This is a genomic window from Bradyrhizobium sp. LeoB3 (assembly GCF_055456055.1).
In genome coordinates, this window is the sequence record NZ_JBVBEF010000001.1 from 514,619 (window position 1) to 531,282 (window position 16,664).

Here is a 16,664-nt window from a genome sequence, read left to right on the forward strand (position 1 = left end):
TCGCAGTTTCCGAAGAGTGTCTGAATCGGTCCGACACATCGCCCAGGTTCTGATCTTGGCATCCAAATAGCGAATCCAAAACATGCCGTAAGAATAGCGGCGAGCGCCAACCAATCGTTTCTTATCATTCCCAGCCCAGTCACTCAGCCGGGTTGGCCTCTACCACTACAACCCATCCGGGAACAACCCCTCCGTAAGGAGCCGGTGCCGTACAACCATACCGTAGTCACAGCTAACCCGAGCAACCCCGCCGAGCCGCCTTTCATGGCGGCTTTTTTATTGCCTGAAAGGAAGTGCGACCCATGTTTTCGCAGTCTCTTGTCGATGCGCTGATCGCGGGCGCCAACGCCAGCGGCATCCGGCCGGCGGCGCTGCTCGCGCTGGTCGAGGTGGAAACATCAGGCTCCACGTTCGAACAGGATGCCCGCACGCCGCAACTGCTCTATGAACGTCACGTGGCCTGGCGCCAGGCGGCGAAGGTCTCGACGGCGCTGCAGCGCGCTTTCGCGGCCGCCGGCCTCGCGATCCCGAAATGGTCGCGGTCGACGCAGTACAAGGATCAGGGGACCTCGGCGAAGCGCCTGGCGCTGATCGCCAAGGCGCGCGGGATCAATGCCGAGGTCGCCAACCAGTCGGCGTCCTGGGGCGTCGGGCAGACCATGGGGTTTCTCTATCCGGAGCTGGGCTTCCCGTCGGCCTGCGCGATGGTCGAGCACATGACCGGAAACCTCGCCGGCCAGATCGACTGCATGATCCGCGAGCTGCGCAACAAGCGCCTGATCGATCCGCTCAATGCCGGCGACTATGCTAAGGTGGCGCGGATCTATAACGGGCCGGGCTACGCCGCCAACCGTTACGACACGCGCCTTGCCGATGCGGACAAGAGATGGACCCGCAAGCTTGCCGGCGGCGCGAGCGTTCTCTCGGCCTCGCCGGCCGGCAACCTGTCGCGCGCTGAGATCAAGTCGCTGCAGGCCACGCTCCGGAGGCTCGGCTATGTCAGCGTCGGCAATCCGGACGGCCTGTTCGGCACCAAGACGGTCGGCGCGCTGTCGCAATTCCAGGCGCATGAAGGCCTGCCCGTCACTGGTCGCTATGACGATGCGACGCGCGAGGCGCTGAAAACCGCCGAGCCGATCGAGGCGTCGCCGGAGCGCAAGCGCGCGACCGCCGAGGATCTGAAGGCGGCCGGCTCGAAAACGATCAGGGCGGCCGACCGTGTCGGCCTCGCCGCCAAGATCAAGATCGCGCTCGGCACGCTGTTCGGCGGCAGCGCGGTCGCCGACAAGGCCGGTCTGCTCGACGTCGCGCAGGACGGCGTCGACAAGGCCAGCCAGGTCAAGGGCATTTGGGACTCCTTCCATGATCTCGCCGCGCCGCTGTTTGGCTCGCCGACGGTGCTGATCGCCGCCGGCGTTCTGATCGTCACCGGCGTCGCGGTCTATTGGCTCGCCGAAACCATCAAGGCGCAGCGCGTCGAGGATCATCGCTCCGGCGTCAATGCCGGCCCGGTCGCGGCCGAGGGCTAAAACATGCTGACATCGCTGTTCTGGACTCTCGCCGGCATGATCGTCACCGGCGGCGGCATCTATGTCGCCGCCATGTTCGTGCCGAGCGTCGCGCTGGTTGCCAAGGGCGCGCTCGACTTCGCGCGCTCGCCGATCGGGATGATCGCGGCGGCCATCGTCGCGGGCTTCCTGCTGTTTTCGTCCGGCTACGTGTCCGGCGACATCCACGGCACCAATGAGACCCGCGCGGCCTGGCGCGCCGACAACGTCGCAAAGGCCGCCGAGGCGAAGCGGCTGCTCGCCGAGAACAAGCTGAAAGCAGCGGCCGACGCCAACGCCAGGATCTCGGAAATCGATGCCTATGCCGCAAACCTCAAACGGAAGGTCGACGACTATGAAGCGCAAAATGCGGGCCGTGCTGTGTGCCGCCTTACTGCCGATGACGTTAGGCGGCTGCGGGCACTTGCACGGTAAGTTCGAGGGCTCGGCCGAGCACACCAAGGCCTCGACCACGCCGGCCGGCGAGTGCAAGCGCATCCTCAAGCGCGTGCGCGCTCCTGGCTATCGCGAGGGCCAGGACGCGGTTGCCGTGATCGGCCGCTACCATGCGACCGTCGAGGTTGCGAACAAGCGGATCGATGCCGGCGCGGCCTGCGCCGACACCGTCGCCGATCGGAGTGCGCAGTAATGGCGCCCGCAAAGAAGCGCGCGACCAAGCCGGCGCGGCGCCGGCCCCGGCCGGCGGCGCCGATCGCGCCGACGTTCGGCTCGCTCGAAATCATGATCGGGCAGATCGCCGGCAAGCTCGACCAGCATATCGAGAGTGTTGCCTCCGACCGCGACGAACGTGCCCGCGAGCGCGTCGAGTCCGAGCAACACCGCAACTATGTGCGCGGCAAGCTGGAAGGCCTGAAAGAGAAGATCGACGCGGTCGCCGGCCACGGCAAACGCATCGACGCGCTGGAAAAGACGGCCGGCGATTACAAGGGATTCCGCAGCAAGATCGCCGGCGGCCTGCTCGCCTTCGGCCTGTTCTGGGTGCTGATCGGCGACCAGGTCAAGGCGGCGGTCAAGGGAGTATTTTTCGGACATGGTTGAATTGAGTGAGGCGCAGTTGCGCCGCGTGGCCGAGGCCAAAAAGCAATATGGCTCGGAGCGCGCGGCCGCACGTGCGCTCAATATGCCGCGCGACACCTTTCGCTATCAGATCAAGCGCGCCGCGGAAAAAGGCCGGCTCGGCTTCAAGCCGGTGCTGCCTGGCTATGACCTCAAGCGGTCGAGCGTGCAGCTTGATGGCGACGGTAAGGTCGAAAAGGAATGGGTAACGCAGCACAAGGAGTCCGGGCCGGCGTTCCAGATGCCGGCCGGCCAGGTGCTGAAGGGCGTCTCGGCTTTCGTCGACGCTGATGGTCGCATCCGTCATCAGTGGATCAAGACCAGGAACGACACCATCACGCCGGACCTGATCTCGGCCATCGAGTCGGTGTTTGAACGCTACAAGGGTCTGGCTAGACCGGTGCCGGCGCCTCGACGGTTTGAGCGCAACCAGCTCAACGTCATCCCGATCGCAGATCCGCACAACGGCATGCTGGCATGGAAGCCGCAGACCGGCGCCGACTTCGACTTAAGGATCGCGACCGAACGGCTGCTCGACAAGGCCTCCGACATCATGGCGTTGGCACCGCGGGCGCGCGAGGCACTGATCGCCAATCTTGGCGACTGGTATCACGCCAACGATCAGCGCAACGTCACGCCGAAATCAAAGCATCAGCTCGACGTCGACGGCCGCTGGTTCAAGGTGCTCGAGGCCGGCGTGCAGGTATTCATCCGGATCATCGACCTCGCGCTCGCCAAGCATGAGCGCGTCGAGGTGGTCAACATTCCCGGCAACCACGATCCGGAAGCGGCGTGCGCGCTCGCGCTGGCGCTGTCGGCGTTCTATGCCAGGAACAAGCGCGTCAAGATCGCCTTCCCGGCCGACATCTATTATCGCCAGTTCGGCAATACGCTGCTCGGCTGCGCGCATGGCGACAAGCTGCCGCCGGCGCGCATGGCGATGGCGATGGCGGTCGACCAGCGCAAGGCCTGGGGCGAGACCGCCTATCACTGGTTCCTGTACGGCCACATCCACAAGGACAAGGCCGACACCATCGGCGATGTCAGGGTCGAGTCGTTCTCGACGCTCGCCGAAAAGGACAACCACGCCTTTGCCGGCGGCTGGCGCAATGCGCAGGCGCTCAACGTGATCACGCTCGACAAGCGTCAGGGCGAGGTCAGCCGGCAGCGCGTCAACATCCCGCCGCCGGACATGCGCTAGGGGGCAAGCGATGCGCTATGTGATCCGCGAGGTCGACGGAGGCGATGACGACATCGCCTCCGAGATCGCCGTGCTGCATGACCTTTCGTTCGGCTCGACGGCACCGCGCGCCGACACCTCGGCCGGCCATTGGTGGCTGGCCTATCCCGACGGCGTGTTCGATCCGGAGCCGGTTGCCTTCGCCGGCGTGGTGCCGTCGGAGCGCTATTTCGGCGTCGGCTATTTCGTCCGCGTCGGTGTGGTCGACGACCACCGCGGCCACGGACTGCAGTTCCGCCTGATGCGCGCGATCGAGGCGCGCTGCCGCCGGAACGGCTGGTCGCATGTCGTGTCCGACACGACCGACAACGTGCCCTCGGCGAACAATTTCATCCGCGCCGGCTACAAGCTGTTCGAGCCGGCCGATCCCTGGGCCTTCGCCCATTCGCTCTATTGGTCGAAGTGCCTGATCCCGCCAGCGAGGAATCCATGACCGAGTCCGCAGCACTGCCACGCAAGCGCCTGATCGAGGCCGACAGCGCTACGCGCAAGCGCTATCCAATGGCCGCCGGTCTGCTCGATTACTTCCCCGATGCGCTCGCCGAGGTCGCGGGCGTGTCATGGGCTGGTAACGAAAAGCACAATCCAGGCGAGCCGATGCATCACGCGCGCGGCAAGTCGATGGATCACGCCGACTGCATCATGCGGCACCTGGTCGAGCGCGGTGGGTTCGACGTGATCGTGATCGAGGGCGTGGAGCATCGGGTGCGCCATAGCGCTGCGCTGGCCTGGCGTGCGCTGGCGCTGTTGCAGGAGGAATTGGAGCGGGAACTGAATTTGCCGCTCCCACGCGGCGCGCGGGCCGCTTAGGGCCTATTCCTGACAGGGGGTCGAGAACATGACTCTGGGGCAGCTTTTTGTAACGATCGTGCTGGCTATCGTGGCGATCGTCCTCGTGTGGATAAGCCCGACACTGGCGCAGGTCCTGGCGAGCCTGGCGATCGTAGTGGTCGTGTGGTGGTGCATCATTGACACCTTCAGCGGGGTGAACGCCTAGACGCTCTCGTGCCGCTTGGCGGCCTTAGCGTGGCCGCGGCGGCCGTGTTACGGTCGCCGAATGTCGAGAGAAGAAAATAGACCTTTCTCCAAACCCTGGCGCATCGTCGAGCATCCCGAATCATTCGAGGTGCAGGACTCGGCTGAGCGGTCGCTTGCCTTCGTGTATTTCGAGGATGAAGCAACCCGGCGCGGCTTCATGCGCCGGCTTTCCAAATACGACGCGCGGCGGATGGCCGAGCAGATCCTGCGCCTGCCGGAGCTGGTGCGGATCGAGCGCCAGGCGAGGGGCGGCTAGACTCGCTTTCGGCGCCGCCGCGCCTATCTAGGCGATATGCGCAAACCTGAGTTCCTGCCATGCCTGCCGACCCGCGGGACCAATGTTCCTGCTGGCGACGACTGGATTCACGAAATCAAGCATGATGGCTATCGGCTGATCGTTGTTCGCGACGGAAGGCGGGTCCGGCTGTTGACTAGGAATGGCCACGACTGGAGCAAGCGCTTTCCACTGATCCGCGAGGCGGCGCTGCGCCATCGGCAGAAATCCTTTGCGGTCGACGGCGAGGCGGTCCTGCTCGGCGTCGACGGCCGGTCCGATTTCGATGGCCTGCACAGCCGGCGACACGATGAAGAGGTGCAGCTCTATGCCTTCGATATCCTAGTCGCGGACGGCGAGGACGTCCGCAAGCTGCCGCTGCACCTCCGCAAGCACAGCCTGGCGCGGCTGCTCGCCCGGCGCGTCGATGGCATCTTTCTGTCCGATTTCGAGCAAGGCGCGATCGGGCCGGACCTGTTCCGCCACGCTTGCCTGATGGGTCTTGAGGGCATGGTTTCCAAGCACCGCGAACGGTCCTACCGGGCCGGCCGCCAGCCGCATTGGATCAAGGTGAAGAACCCGGACCATCCGGCCATGCGGCGCGGCGAGGACTGGAATTAGCAGGGACGCGCCGCGCATCGAAAGGGGTGAACGGGCGGCGAACATATTCCCCGGATTCTCCACGCCTGTTGCTGCTTGGTTCCGCCTGTTTGTGCCGTTAACTGCCGAATGCGGCGAACGCCAGAAATGAAAAAACCCCTGTAAAACAGGGGCTTTGTGTGGTGGACGCACAAGGGATCGAACCTTGGACCTCTCCCGTGTGAAGGGAACGCTCTCCCGCTGAGCTATGCGTCCGGGATCTCGGCGCGGAAGCCGGAAACGACCTTTCGGCCGGAGCCGCGATTTACGAAGGGCAGGGGCTGGGTGTCAAGCCAAAGCCGACCCCAAAGCGTGAAAGAGCCTTATGCCCCCTGCTGGCGGGCGCGGGAAGCGTGGGATTGCAGCGCTCGGATGCGTTCGGCGAGCGTTCCGCCGCCTTCGGGCAGACCGCTTGCGGCGGGCACACCATTGGCAGCTTTCGGTCCCGCCTTCGGTCCGCCCTTGGCCGGGACCGCCGGCTCCGCGGCCAGCATGGCCTCGATCGGCGAATCCGGCCCTTCGAGCTGGATCGCCAGCTTTGCTACTTCGGCGGCAATGTCGTTGATGCGCTCGCGCAGCAGCGCGTTCTCCATGCGCTCGGTCGCCCAGGAGTTCTCCGCCTGTTCCTGGATCGCGTTGATGTCGCGCTGCAGCTTTGACCGCTCGTCGCTGATGATGCGGAGCTGTTCTTCCAGAGCGGCCTTCTCGCTTTTTAGCTTTTCAAGGGCCGGCGATTTGCCGCCATTCATCGCCGCGCGCAGTTCCTTCACGGTGCGCTCGGCTGCCTCATTGGCCTGCCGGAGCTGGTTGTTCTCGAATTCCCGTTCGGCCAAGAGCTTGCCCTGGCTCGCAAGCCGCCCCTCCAGTTGGTTGACGCGGTTGCCGAGGATCTGGGCTTCATTGACCTGGACGCTCAATTGACGGTCGAGGTCGGTGACGCGCTGGTTCAGACTCTCGGCCCGGCTTCGCGCCTCCGCGAGCTCGCGGGTCGCGGCTTCGGATGCGCTGCGTTCCTCGGCCAGGCGGGCCTGGGTGGCGGCGAAGTCCCTTTCAGCGTCGCTGACCCGGTCCTTCAATTCCTCGATCTGGGTGCGGACGGAGATCAGCTCGATCTGGCGGCTATCCGCCGCCATCGAGCGGTCGTTCAGGTCGGCATTGATCTTGCCGAGCTCGCTCTGCTTGTTCGTCAGCGCCTGCTCGACGGCGCGCAACTGCTCGGCCTTGGCGGCGAACTCCTCTTCGGTGGCGCGGGCCTGATCCTTCATCGCCTTTTCGCGCGCCTCGAGCGCGAAGATCGCGGCGTTCTTTTCGCCGAGCTCGATCTTCATGCGGTTGATCGCGTCGGTCTTCTTGCCGAGTTCGGCGAGCTGGCTCGTGGTCTTGCTCTTGAGCTGCTCGACGCTCATTTCGAGCCGCCGCGCCGACATCGCGAATTCCGCGCGCAACTGGTCCTTGTCCGCCTGGATCTCGGCCATCGACAGCGGGGTTGCGGCCTCGATACGCCGGGTCGTCAGCCGCACCGCCCGGTTATGCACCAGCGGCACGATCATCAGACCGCACAGCATCGAGACCAGAAAACCGATCGCCAGATACATGATCGGTTCGACCATGAATGGGTTACTCCCGCGATAATAATTCGTTAATCACAATGCCACGGGCGGCCGGCAAAACGCCAGCCAAATGCCCGTCCGTGGTGAGGGATTCACGTCAAGGCGTTAACGGCGGGGTCAGAACGGGTTCCAGGTCGCGCGCGGGGTGTATTTCAGGTAGCCGACATTGGCACCAAGCCTGAGCCCGATGCCGGAACGGATCGGCACCAGCACGATGTTGTTGGCCGTCAGCGCGGTCATGCCGAAACCGCCGACGATGTAAGCCGAGCCGTCGATGCCGACGAAGCGCTGGTAGATCGCTTGCGTGGAGGGCAGGTTGTAGACCAGCGTCATGGTGCGGGCACCATCGCCGCCCCAGTCGAAGCCGACCGAGGGCCCCTGCCAATAGACCCGCAGATCGCCGGCATTCTTGGTGTAGAGCGTGCCTTCCCCATAGCGCAGGCCGGCGACGAAAGCGCCAGAGCCTTCTTCGCCGAGCACGTAGCCATTGGGCAGACCCCATTGGCTGACCGCGCGTTCGATGACGGAGGCAAGCCCGCGCGAGACGTTACCGAAGAATTTGTGGCCGGCGGTAACAAGTTCGTCTGGCCCATAGGTGCTCGGACCGGGCTCGCGCTGTGGCGGCGGGTATTGCGGCGGCGGGGCCTGCTGGGCGGCAACCGGCGCAATCCAGCACATCAGCGCAGCGAGCGCTGCCGCGGCAAGGCGTGATGCGAAACTCATAAAGAACCCCTGCGATCGAAATTCTGGTCGCCGCCTTAACCTGACGCCAACAAGGTCGGCTCTAGCTTGCGCCCAGTGTCCCCTCGATTCCAATGTTATCGATATCAACTATGACGGTACAACGGCAGGAAATATACCGCCGGCGCCCCGGAATAGCCTTTTTCATCTTCGCCGTCGGTCTTTTAGCTTTGATCGGCAATGATTCGGCAGTCCGGGCTGCCACGACCGAGCGGGTGGTGGTCAATCACTATTCCGGCCTCGCCATCGAGGGATTCGACCCAGTGGCATATTTTACCGATGCCGCTGCCCTTGAGGGTTTGCCGGACTTTGAGGCTACGCAGGCAGGCGCGGTCTGGCGCTTCCGCAATGAAGGCAACCGCGCCTCCTTTGTTGCTCATCCGGAAATCTACGGTCCGCAATTCGGCGGCTATGACCCGGTCGATCTCGGCCGCGGCGTCACCTATGCCGGCAATCCACGATTTTGGGCGGTCGCCGGGCAGCGGCTCTATCTGTTCGGCCGGGAGGACAATCGGGACGCCTTTGTCGCCGATCCCCAACGTTTTTTGAAAGATGCCACCGCCCGCTGGCCGGAGTTGGAGCAGACGCTGGCGCAGTAGTTGCCCGCCTCTAAGGGGCGGCTGCGGGATCGCCCCAGGCAATGAATTCCGGCACGATAAAGTCGTCCCTCAGGCCGAAATGCAGTGCCGCTCCGTGCGAATCCGTGATCTTGCCGCCGGCGGCGGTGACCACGGCATGGCCGGCCGCGACGTCCCATTCGCAGGTCGGCGCAAGGCGGGGATAGATGTCGACCTCGCCTTCGGCCACCCGTCCGAACTTCACTGCGGAGCCGAGTTCGGCCCGCACCGCGCCGCCCCGCCTGGCGATAAAGGCCTCCGAGCGCGCATCGCCATGGGAGCGGCTGACCGCCACGATCCAGGGGTTTCCGCGCGGCGGGTGAGGGCGGGTACGAATCGGTTCGACAACTGGTGGCGCGCCATCGCGAATGATCAACCGCTCCGCGCCATGGCCGACAATGCCGCGCCAGATCACGCCCAGGGCTGGCGCCCCGACGATGCCAAGCAGCGGCGCTCCTTCGGTCACCAGGGCGAGGTTGACCGTGAACTCGTTGCGGCCGGCGACGAATTCCTTGGTGCCGTCGAGCGGATCGACCAGGAAGAAGCTGTCTCTATAGGGCGGCCTCGCCAGACGCGTGCGCTCCTCGGAGAGCGACGGCACGTTTGGCGCAAGCCGCGCCAAGCCCTCGGCAATGATGCGGTCGGCCGCGAGATCGGCCTCGGTCACCGGCGAGCCGTCGCTCTTGCCCTCAACCTTCATGGCGCTGCGATTGACCGCGAGGATGGCCTTGCCGGCCCGCATCGCCAGTTCCGTCAGCGGTTCGATCAGCGCGGCCGCGGCATTGCCGTCGATCCGGGGCGGGCATGCCTCATTCATAAGCGGTTCTCATCGGCTACTACCGTTCCCATCTCACTTCCGCCGCAAGCTGGCAGCATGCGCTTCCCCAGTGTATCAAATCCAAAAGCATGCGTGATTCGCTCCCGTCCGCGTGTATCGCGGCATTCCAGGAACACTTCATGTCTGGCACTTCGTCTCTCGGTCCCGCTCCCGATGCCCTCGAACTGGCGGCGCTGTTGTGCTCGCGCGTCTGCCACGATCTCATCAGTCCTGTCGGCGCGATCGTCAATGGCCTTGAGGTCATCGACGACAATCCGAAACCCGAGGACCGCGATTTTGCACTCGACCTGATCCGCAAGAGCGCCAAGACCGCATCTGCGCGCCTGCAGTTCTGCCGGCTTGCCTTCGGTGCCGCCGGGTCGGCCGGTGCGCAGATAGATCTCGGCGACGCGCAGGCCATGGCGAAGGGGCATATCGAGGACGGCAAGGTGACGCTGACCTGGAATCTGCCGCGGCTGCTCATGCCCAAGAATCGCGTCAAGCTGCTCCTGAATATGCTCGTGATCGCGCAGCAGACGATTCCGCGCGGCGGCACGCTGACGATCGATCCGGTCGGCGAGGGCGAGACGATGAGCTTTCGCATCACCTCGGCCGGGCTGAACGCCCGCGTGCCGCAGAACATCGTCGATATTCTCGGCAGCACGTCGGCCGCGGTCGATGCCCACGCGGTGCAGCCCTATTACACGCGGCTGTTGGCGCAGGCCTGCGGATTGACCGTCAAGCTCGCCCTCGAGGGCGAGACTGTGGTGGTCAGCGCGTCCTGACGAATTGCTGCATGATTTCACGGCGCGCAGGCCGCCCAAGAGATCATGCGCAAACAACGACGTAGAGCGCGATCGGAGGCGCGAAGCGAATGCGCCGCGCGCCGCGACGGCGGCCATAGCGTTAACCAATCGTTTGCAACTTGCCGTTGATTTCGATCTTTTCTTCTTATCTCTTTGTTGATCCCGTTCTTTTCCACATACTCAACCAAACTTAAACGCTTTGCATGGAAGCTGGTCCAAGTTCCGTAAGGCGCGTCGATGTCGCGTGCCGCTGCGTACGAAGGCCAGGTTCATGGACGATTTGATGCGAGAGTTTCTGACCGAGACCAGCGAAAGCCTGGACACGGTCGACAATCAGTTGGTGAAGTTCGAGCAAGAGCCGAACAACGCGAAGATTCTCGATAATATTTTTCGCCTGGTGCACACCATCAAGGGTACCTGCGGCTTCCTGGGGCTTCCGCGACTGGAAGCGCTGGCGCATGCCGGCGAGACCTTGATGGGCAAATTCCGCGACGGCATGCCGGTCACAGCAGAAGCGGTGACGCTGATCCTGTCGAGCATCGACCGCATCAAGGAGATCCTCGCAGGACTGGAGGCAACCGAGGCCGAGCCGGAAGGATCGGACGAAGACCTCATCGTCAAGCTGCACGAGATGGCCGAGCGCAGTTTCGAATCGATGGCTGCCGAGGCCAGTACCGAACCTGCCGCAGAGCCGGAGGCCCCTGTCATGGCCGCGCCGCCGCTGCAACCCGCGGCCACGGAGGGCACGCTGGTGGTACAGACGCTCGAGCGTCCGCTGCGTCCCGGTGAAGTCTCACTCGACGAGCTTGAGCGCGCGTTCCGCGAAACCGCCACCGAAGTGGCGCCGCCCGCGCCTGCTGCCGCGCCCGCAGCCAAGCCTGCCGCACATGAGCCGGCCGCAGAGGTTGCCAAGGAGAAGAAGGCACCGAGGAAGACGGCGGCCGCCGAAGACATGCACGAGTCCGACAAGGTCGCCAACCAGTCGATCCGCGTCAACGTGGATACGCTGGAGCACCTGATGACCATGGTCTCCGAGCTGGTGCTGACCCGCAACCAGCTCCTGGAGATATCACGCCGCAACGAGGACACCGAGTTCAAGGTGCCGTTGCAGCGTCTCTCGAACGTCACCGCCGAGCTGCAGGAGGGCGTCATGAAGACGCGCATGCAGCCGATCGGCAACGCCTGGCAGAAGCTGCCGCGCATCGTGCGCGACCTCTCGGGCGAACTCGGCAAGCAGATCGAACTGGAGATGCACGGCGCCGACACCGAGCTCGACCGCCAGGTGCTCGATCTGATCAAGGATCCCCTTACGCACATGGTGCGCAACTCCGCGGACCATGGTCTGGAGACCACGGCCGAGCGCGCGGCGGCCGGCAAGCCGGAGCAGGGCACCATCCGTCTCTCCGCCTATCACGAGGGCGGCCACATCATCATCTGCATCGCCGACAACGGCCGCGGTCTCAACACCGAACGGATCAAGGCAAAAGCTCTGGCCAACGGCCTCGTCACCGAGGCTGAGCTGGAGAAGATGACGGAAGCGCAGATCCACAAGTTCATCTTCGCGCCGGGCTTCTCGACGGCTGCGCAAGTTACTTCTGTTTCCGGCCGCGGCGTCGGCATGGACGTGGTGCGCACCAATATCGACCAGATCGGCGGCACCATCGACATCAAGTCGGTCGCGGGCGAGGGTTGCTCCGTCACCATCAAGATCCCGCTGACGCTCGCCATCGTGTCCGCGCTGATCGTCGAAGCAGGCGGCGACCGTTTTGCGATCCCCCAGCTCTCCGTCGTTGAACTGGTTCGCGCGCGGGCCAATTCCGAGCACCGCATCGAGCGCATCAAGGACACCGCCGTGCTGCGGCTGCGCAACAAGCTCTTGCCGCTGATGCACCTGAAGAAGCTGCTCAGGATCGATGACGGTTCGTCGAGCGATCCCGAGAACGGTTTCATCGTGGTGACGCAGGTCGGCAGCCAGACTTTCGGTATCGTGGTCGACGGCGTGTTTCACACCGAGGAAATCGTGGTCAAGCCGATGTCGACCAAGCTGCGTCACATCGACATGTTCTCCGGCAACACCATCCTCGGCGATGGCGCTGTCATCATGATCATCGACCCCAACGGCATCGCCAAGGCGCTCGGTGCTGCCGGCTCGGCCGCCCATGAGATGGCGGACGACAGCGCTGCGGCCCATGTCAGCGGCGAGCAGCTCACCTCGCTCCTGGTGTTCCGTGCCGGCACCAGCCAGCCCAAGGCGGTGCCGCTTGGCCTCGTCACGCGCCTGGAGGAGATCGCCACCGACAAGATCGAGCTCTCCAACGGCCGCTACATGGTGCAGTACCGCGATCAGTTGATGCCGCTGGTGCAGATGGCTGATGTCAATGTGCAGACCTCCGGCTCGCAGCCGATCCTGGTGTTCGCCGACGACGGCCGCTCGATGGGGCTCGTGGTCGACGAGATCATCGACATCGTGGAGGAGCGGCTGCACATCGAGGTCGCGGGCTCGCAGGATGGCATTCTCGGCTCGGCCGTGATCAAGGGCCAGGCGACCGAAGTGATCGACGTCGGTCATTTCCTGCCGATGGCCTTCTCCGACTGGTTCAGCCGCAAGGAGATGCGGCCGTCCTCCAACGCGCAATCGGTGCTTCTGGTCGACGACAGCGCGTTCTTCCGCAACATGCTGGCCCCGGTCCTGAAGGCCGCCGGCTACAAGGTGCGTACCGCGCCGAACGCTCAGGAAGGGCTGGCCGCGCTGCGTTCGGGACAGGCGTTCGACGTGGTGCTGACCGACATCGAGATGCCCGAGATGAACGGCTTCGAGTTCGCCGAGAGCATCCGCTCCGATCAGCATTTGAGCGGCGTTCCGATCATCGCGCTGTCGGCGATGGTCTCGCCGGCCGCGATCGAGCGCGGGCGGCAAGCCGGCTTCCATGATTACGTCGCCAAATTCGACCGTCCCGGCCTGATCGCGGCGTTGAAGGAACAGACCGCCGAGATCAGGAAAGCGGCATAGGTTGAGTCGGGCACAAGGAATTGAAACGATGACCAGCAAGACCGACACCATCGAAGGCACCATGGCCGAATACGTCACCGCCGTGATCGGCGGGCAATTGTTCGGCCTGCCGATCTCACGCGTGCAGGACGTGTTCATGCCGGAGCGGCTGACGCGTGTGCCGCTGTCTTCCAGCGAGATCGCCGGCGTGCTCAACCTGCGCGGCCGCATCGTGACGGTGGTCGATATGCGCGCGCGGCTCGGCCTGCCAAAGAACGACGACGGCAAGCCGCCGATGGCGGTCGGCGTCGATCTTCGCGGCGAATCCTATGGCCTCTTGATCGACCAGATCGGCGAGGTGCTGCGGCTGCCCGATGACAGCCGCGAGGAGAATCCGGTCAACCTCGACCCGCGGATGGCCAAGCTCGCCGGCGGCGTCCATCGCCTCGACGGCCAGCTCATGGTCGTCCTCGATGTGGACCGCGTGCTCGAACTGATGCCGGATGCGAAGGCGGCCTAGTCTCCGCGCGATAGGCGGGCATGCCTATTGAAGAACTGAAACGGAAACGTCCCTCGCGGGATGAGGAAGTAGAGGCCCAACATGAGAACCTGTCTTGTCGTCGATGACTCCAGCGTCATTCGCAAGGTCGCGCGTCGCATCCTGGAAGGCCTCGATTTTCAGATTGTCGAGGCCGAGGACGGCGAGAAGGCGCTGGAAGCCTGCAAGCGCGCCATGCCCGCCGCCGTGTTGCTCGATTGGAACATGCCGGTGATGGATGGCTACGAATTCCTCGGCAATCTGCGCCGCATGCCCGGCGGCGATCAGCCCAAGGTGGTGTTCTGCACCACCGAGAACGACGTCGCGCATATCGCCCGCGCGCTGCATGCCGGCGCCAATGAATACATCATGAAGCCGTTCGACCGGGACATCGTTACCGCGAAGTTCCAGGAGGTCGGCCTGATCTGAGTGTCGTGTTCGATCCGGCGGCTGAAAGCCATCGGCATGGGAGCATGATCCGGAGAAGGCGTGCCGTTGAGCCGTTGGTGAATTGATGAGTGTTGCGTTGACAAATGCCCCGTCCCGGACTTCGACGCGGGAGGAGCCGTTGCGGGTGATGGTGGTCGACGACTCCGTCGTCATCCGCGGCATGATCTCGCGCTGGATCGGCGCGGAATCCGACATGGAGGTGACGGCCTCATTCCGCACCGGTCTCGACGCCGTCAACCAGCTCGAGCGCGTCAATCCCGATGTCGCCGTGCTCGACATCGAAATGCCGGAGCTCGACGGCATCTCGGCGCTGCCGAAGCTGCTGGCCAAGAAGCGTGATCTCGTCATCATCATGGCCTCGACGCTGACCCGTCGCAACGCGGAGATCAGTCTGAAGGCGCTGTCGCTCGGCGCGGCCGACTACATCCCCAAGCCGGAAAGTACGCGCGAGGCCGGCGCCGCAGAAACCTTCCGGCACGACCTGATTCAGAAGATCCGCCATCTCGGTGCCAAGGTGCGCCGGCCCGCTGCGACCGTCGCTGCAAGCCCCGCATTGGCCCCGGTGCAGGACAAGGCGCGCGAAGCCGCGACCCGCCCGGCGACTTCGCAGCAGGCATTGGTCCGCCGCCCCTTCGGCATGCTGGCGCCGAAGGTGCTGTTGATCGGTTCGTCGACCGGTGGCCCGCAGGCGCTGATGGCACTCGTCGCCGAGATCGGACCGGTGATCGACCGCTTTCCGATCCTGATCACCCAGCACATGCCGCCGACCTTCACGACGATCCTGGCCGAGCATCTCGCGCGTGCCAGCCGCCGGCCGGCGCATGAGGCTGTTGACGGCGAGATCGTCAAGGCCGGCCAGATCTATCTGGCGCCGGGCGGCCGCCATATGCGCGTTGCGCGCCGTGGCGCCGAGATCGCGATCGCACTCGATGACGGACCGCCGGTGAATTTCTGCAAGCCCGCGGTTGATCCCATGTTCATGTCCGCGATCGATGTCTGGCAGGGCGGCATCATGTCCGTGATCCTGACCGGCATGGGGTCGGACGGCATGCGCGGCGGCAAGGACATCGTCGCCGCCGGCGGCAGCGTGATTGCCCAGGACGAGGCGACCAGTGTCGTGTGGGGCATGCCGGGCGCGGCGGCGAATGCGGGGATATGCGCGGCCGTGCTGCCGCTCAAGGAGATCGGACCGAAGCTTAACCGGTTGTTTGCGGGAGATCGTTCGTGACGCCGTTGGATTATGATTATCTGCGCAAGCTCCTAAAGGAGCGGTCCGGCCTCGACCTGTCGTCCGACAAGCAATATCTGGTCGAGAGCCGCCTGGTGCCGCTTGCGCGCAAATCGGGATTGGCCGGCATTCCGGAGCTGGTCCAGAAGATGAAGGGCGCTGGCGCCGAGGCGCTGACATCGGAAGTGGTCGAGGCGATGACCACCAACGAGACGTTCTTTTTCCGCGACAAGATTCCGTTCGACCATTTGAAGCAGGCGGTGCTGCCGGCGCTGATCCAGGCGCGGGCCGCGCGGCGTTCGCTGCGCATCTGGTGCGCGGCATCGTCCACCGGGCAGGAGCCTTACTCGATCGCGATGTGTCTGAAGGAAATGGGCGCGGCGCTCGCGGGCTGGCGGCTCGAGATCGTCGCGACCGACCTGTCGCAGGCAGTCCTGGAAAAATCCAAGGCCGGCATCTTCAGCCAGTTCGAGGTGCAGCGCGGCCTGCCGATCCAGTTCCTGGTGAAATACTTCACCCAGATCGGCGAGTTCTGGCAGCTCAATGCCGATATCCGCGCCATGGTGCAGCATCGCCAGCTCAACCTGCTGCAGGACTTCTCCCATCTCGGCACGTTCGATGTGATCTTCTGCCGCAACGTGCTGATCTATTTCGATCAGGAGACGAAGACGGATATCTTCGCGCGGCTTGCAAAAATGCTCGAGCCCGACGGCGTGCTGGCGCTGGGGGCGGCCGAATCCGTGGTTGGTATCAGTAGCGTCTTCAAGCCCTATCCGGACCGCCGCGGTCTCTATTGCCTGGGCACCGCGCCGGTCACGCGCAGCGGCGCGCCGATCGGGCTCAAGGCTGTCGCTTCCGCGGGGCGATAGAGTTAAGCGGCGACACCCAGTCCCGTAGGATGGGTAGAGCGCAGCGAAACGCATCGCGACGAGAGCGCGGCTCCAATGATGGGTTTCGCTCCGCTCTACGCATCCTACGATTGTCGTCCCTGCGAAAGCAGGGACCCATAACCACAAGCGTTTGTAATGTGCTCCGCTGCAACCGCTTGCTTGC

At 64.3% G+C, this 16,664-nt stretch carries 20 protein-coding genes and 1 tRNA gene; 17 read left to right on the plus strand and 4 right to left on the minus strand.

Going from position 1 to position 16,664, the window contains the following annotated elements; all coding sequences use genetic code 11:
* Positions 1–302: 302 nt before the first annotated feature.
* The 10 genes from ACZXDY_RS02300 to ACZXDY_RS02345 are packed head-to-tail and all read left to right on the plus strand — an operon-like array spanning position 303 to position 5,797.
* Positions 303–1,529, plus strand: coding sequence for an N-acetylmuramidase domain-containing protein (locus ACZXDY_RS02300; RefSeq protein WP_464344306.1), 1,227 nt, complete (start codon positions 303–305; stop codon positions 1,527–1,529).
* Positions 1,530–1,532: 3 nt separating this feature from the next.
* Positions 1,533–1,982 (plus strand): hypothetical protein, encoded by a 450-nt coding sequence (locus ACZXDY_RS02305; protein ID WP_464344307.1) that lies wholly within the window; start codon positions 1,533–1,535, stop codon positions 1,980–1,982.
* Positions 1,972–2,196 carry a hypothetical protein gene (locus ACZXDY_RS02310; RefSeq protein ID WP_464344308.1) on the plus strand — a complete coding sequence of 75 codons (225 nt, stop codon included), beginning with the start codon at positions 1,972–1,974 and terminating at the stop codon, positions 2,194–2,196. Before ACZXDY_RS02305 ends, ACZXDY_RS02310 begins: the two co-directional genes overlap by 11 nt.
* The gene (locus ACZXDY_RS02315) at positions 2,196–2,606 is read left to right on the plus strand and encodes a hypothetical protein (RefSeq protein ID WP_464344309.1); all 411 of its coding nucleotides are present in this window, start codon (positions 2,196–2,198) and stop codon (positions 2,604–2,606) included. Before ACZXDY_RS02310 ends, ACZXDY_RS02315 begins: the two co-directional genes overlap by 1 nt.
* Positions 2,599–3,825 (plus strand): hypothetical protein, encoded by a 1,227-nt coding sequence (locus ACZXDY_RS02320; protein ID WP_464344310.1) that lies wholly within the window; start codon positions 2,599–2,601, stop codon positions 3,823–3,825. Before ACZXDY_RS02315 ends, ACZXDY_RS02320 begins: the two co-directional genes overlap by 8 nt.
* Positions 3,826–3,835: 10 nt before the next feature.
* Complete coding sequence (locus ACZXDY_RS02325) at positions 3,836–4,297, plus strand: GNAT family N-acetyltransferase (protein ID WP_464344311.1); 462 nt, start codon at positions 3,836–3,838, stop codon at positions 4,295–4,297.
* The gene (locus ACZXDY_RS02330) at positions 4,294–4,674 is read left to right on the plus strand and encodes a hypothetical protein (RefSeq protein ID WP_464344312.1); all 381 of its coding nucleotides are present in this window, start codon (positions 4,294–4,296) and stop codon (positions 4,672–4,674) included. Before ACZXDY_RS02325 ends, ACZXDY_RS02330 begins: the two co-directional genes overlap by 4 nt.
* A gap of 28 nt (positions 4,675–4,702) precedes the next feature.
* Entirely contained in the window at positions 4,703–4,861 is a 159-nt protein-coding gene (locus ACZXDY_RS02335) for a hypothetical protein (RefSeq protein ID WP_464344313.1), read from the plus strand.
* A gap of 60 nt (positions 4,862–4,921) precedes the next feature.
* The gene (locus tag ACZXDY_RS02340; protein WP_464344314.1) at positions 4,922–5,158 is read left to right on the plus strand and encodes a hypothetical protein; all 237 of its coding nucleotides are present in this window, start codon (positions 4,922–4,924) and stop codon (positions 5,156–5,158) included.
* Positions 5,159–5,194: 36 nt separating this feature from the next.
* Entirely contained in the window at positions 5,195–5,797 is a 603-nt protein-coding gene (locus ACZXDY_RS02345) for an ATP-dependent DNA ligase (RefSeq protein ID WP_464344315.1), read from the plus strand.
* Positions 5,798–5,956: 159 nt separating this feature from the next.
* Here the strand turns inward: ACZXDY_RS02345 and ACZXDY_RS02350 are convergent.
* From ACZXDY_RS02350 to ACZXDY_RS02360, 3 genes are all read right to left on the minus strand, one after another.
* Positions 5,957–6,031 (minus strand) — tRNA-Val (locus ACZXDY_RS02350).
* Positions 6,032–6,138: 107 nt separating this feature from the next.
* Positions 6,139–7,425, minus strand: a complete 1,287-nt coding sequence (locus tag ACZXDY_RS02355; RefSeq protein ID WP_464344316.1) for a hypothetical protein — start codon at positions 7,423–7,425, stop codon at positions 6,139–6,141.
* A 117-nt stretch (positions 7,426–7,542) separates the two neighbouring features.
* On the minus strand, positions 7,543–8,148 hold the full coding sequence (locus ACZXDY_RS02360; RefSeq protein ID WP_028165514.1) for a DUF1134 domain-containing protein: 606 nt from the start codon (positions 8,146–8,148) through the stop codon (positions 7,543–7,545).
* 110 nt (positions 8,149–8,258) lie between these two features.
* Here ACZXDY_RS02360 and ACZXDY_RS02365 point away from each other — a divergent pair, with 110 nt between their 5' ends.
* Positions 8,259–8,765, plus strand: a complete 507-nt coding sequence (locus ACZXDY_RS02365) for a YHS domain-containing (seleno)protein (protein ID WP_464344317.1) — start codon at positions 8,259–8,261, stop codon at positions 8,763–8,765.
* Between the two features lie 10 nt (positions 8,766–8,775).
* Here ACZXDY_RS02365 and cysQ read toward each other — a convergent pair whose 3' ends face one another.
* Entirely contained in the window at positions 8,776–9,600 is an 825-nt protein-coding gene (gene cysQ / locus ACZXDY_RS02370; RefSeq protein ID WP_464344318.1) for a 3'(2'),5'-bisphosphate nucleotidase CysQ, read from the minus strand.
* 140 nt (positions 9,601–9,740) lie between these two features.
* On the opposite strand from cysQ, the gene chpT reads away from it, so the two are divergent.
* The 6 genes from chpT to ACZXDY_RS02400 all read left to right on the plus strand — a co-directional run bounded on the left by chpT (position 9,741) and on the right by ACZXDY_RS02400 (position 16,480).
* On the plus strand, positions 9,741–10,385 hold the full coding sequence (chpT, locus tag ACZXDY_RS02375) for a histidine phosphotransferase ChpT (protein ID WP_028165517.1): 645 nt from the start codon (positions 9,741–9,743) through the stop codon (positions 10,383–10,385).
* A 292-nt stretch (positions 10,386–10,677) separates the two neighbouring features.
* Positions 10,678–13,416, plus strand: a complete 2,739-nt coding sequence (locus ACZXDY_RS02380; protein WP_028165518.1) for a hybrid sensor histidine kinase/response regulator — start codon at positions 10,678–10,680, stop codon at positions 13,414–13,416.
* A gap of 28 nt (positions 13,417–13,444) precedes the next feature.
* A complete protein-coding gene (locus ACZXDY_RS02385) occupies positions 13,445–13,915 on the plus strand; it encodes a chemotaxis protein CheW (protein WP_027578765.1) in 471 nt (156 codons plus the stop codon).
* Between the two features lie 81 nt (positions 13,916–13,996).
* Positions 13,997–14,362, plus strand: coding sequence for a response regulator (locus tag ACZXDY_RS02390; RefSeq protein WP_028165519.1), 366 nt, complete (start codon positions 13,997–13,999; stop codon positions 14,360–14,362).
* Positions 14,363–14,447: 85 nt separating this feature from the next.
* Positions 14,448–15,611: a protein-glutamate methylesterase/protein-glutamine glutaminase gene (locus ACZXDY_RS02395; RefSeq protein ID WP_464344319.1), complete on the plus strand. Its 1,164-nt coding sequence runs from the start codon at positions 14,448–14,450 to the stop codon at positions 15,609–15,611.
* Entirely contained in the window at positions 15,608–16,480 is an 873-nt protein-coding gene (locus ACZXDY_RS02400; RefSeq protein ID WP_464344320.1) for a CheR family methyltransferase, read from the plus strand. Before ACZXDY_RS02395 ends, ACZXDY_RS02400 begins: the two co-directional genes overlap by 4 nt.
* Positions 16,481–16,664: the final 184 nt, after the last annotated feature.

Coding starts and splice junctions, on each gene's coding strand:
- ACZXDY_RS02300 (WP_464344306.1), top strand. CDS start 303: ATGTTTTCGCAGTCTCTTGTCGATGCGCTGATCGCGGGCGCCAACGCC.
- ACZXDY_RS02305 (WP_464344307.1), top strand. CDS start 1,533: ATGCTGACATCGCTGTTCTGGACTCTCGCCGGCATGATCGTCACCGGC.
- ACZXDY_RS02315 (WP_464344309.1), top strand. CDS start 2,196: ATGGCGCCCGCAAAGAAGCGCGCGACCAAGCCGGCGCGGCGCCGGCCC.
- ACZXDY_RS02320 (WP_464344310.1), top strand. CDS start 2,599: ATGGTTGAATTGAGTGAGGCGCAGTTGCGCCGCGTGGCCGAGGCCAAA.
- ACZXDY_RS02325 (WP_464344311.1), top strand. CDS start 3,836: ATGCGCTATGTGATCCGCGAGGTCGACGGAGGCGATGACGACATCGCC.
- ACZXDY_RS02330 (WP_464344312.1), top strand. CDS start 4,294: ATGACCGAGTCCGCAGCACTGCCACGCAAGCGCCTGATCGAGGCCGAC.
- ACZXDY_RS02335 (WP_464344313.1), top strand. CDS start 4,703: ATGACTCTGGGGCAGCTTTTTGTAACGATCGTGCTGGCTATCGTGGCG.
- ACZXDY_RS02340 (WP_464344314.1), top strand. CDS start 4,922: ATGTCGAGAGAAGAAAATAGACCTTTCTCCAAACCCTGGCGCATCGTC.
- ACZXDY_RS02345 (WP_464344315.1), top strand. CDS start 5,195: ATGCGCAAACCTGAGTTCCTGCCATGCCTGCCGACCCGCGGGACCAAT.
- ACZXDY_RS02355 (WP_464344316.1), bottom strand. CDS start 7,425: ATGGTCGAACCGATCATGTATCTGGCGATCGGTTTTCTGGTCTCGATG.
- ACZXDY_RS02360 (WP_028165514.1), bottom strand. CDS start 8,148: ATGAGTTTCGCATCACGCCTTGCCGCGGCAGCGCTCGCTGCGCTGATG.
- ACZXDY_RS02365 (WP_464344317.1), top strand. CDS start 8,259: ATGACGGTACAACGGCAGGAAATATACCGCCGGCGCCCCGGAATAGCC.
- cysQ (WP_464344318.1), bottom strand. CDS start 9,600: ATGAATGAGGCATGCCCGCCCCGGATCGACGGCAATGCCGCGGCCGCG.
- chpT (WP_028165517.1), top strand. CDS start 9,741: ATGTCTGGCACTTCGTCTCTCGGTCCCGCTCCCGATGCCCTCGAACTG.
- ACZXDY_RS02380 (WP_028165518.1), top strand. CDS start 10,678: ATGGACGATTTGATGCGAGAGTTTCTGACCGAGACCAGCGAAAGCCTG.
- ACZXDY_RS02385 (WP_027578765.1), top strand. CDS start 13,445: ATGACCAGCAAGACCGACACCATCGAAGGCACCATGGCCGAATACGTC.
- ACZXDY_RS02390 (WP_028165519.1), top strand. CDS start 13,997: ATGAGAACCTGTCTTGTCGTCGATGACTCCAGCGTCATTCGCAAGGTC.
- ACZXDY_RS02395 (WP_464344319.1), top strand. CDS start 14,448: ATGAGTGTTGCGTTGACAAATGCCCCGTCCCGGACTTCGACGCGGGAG.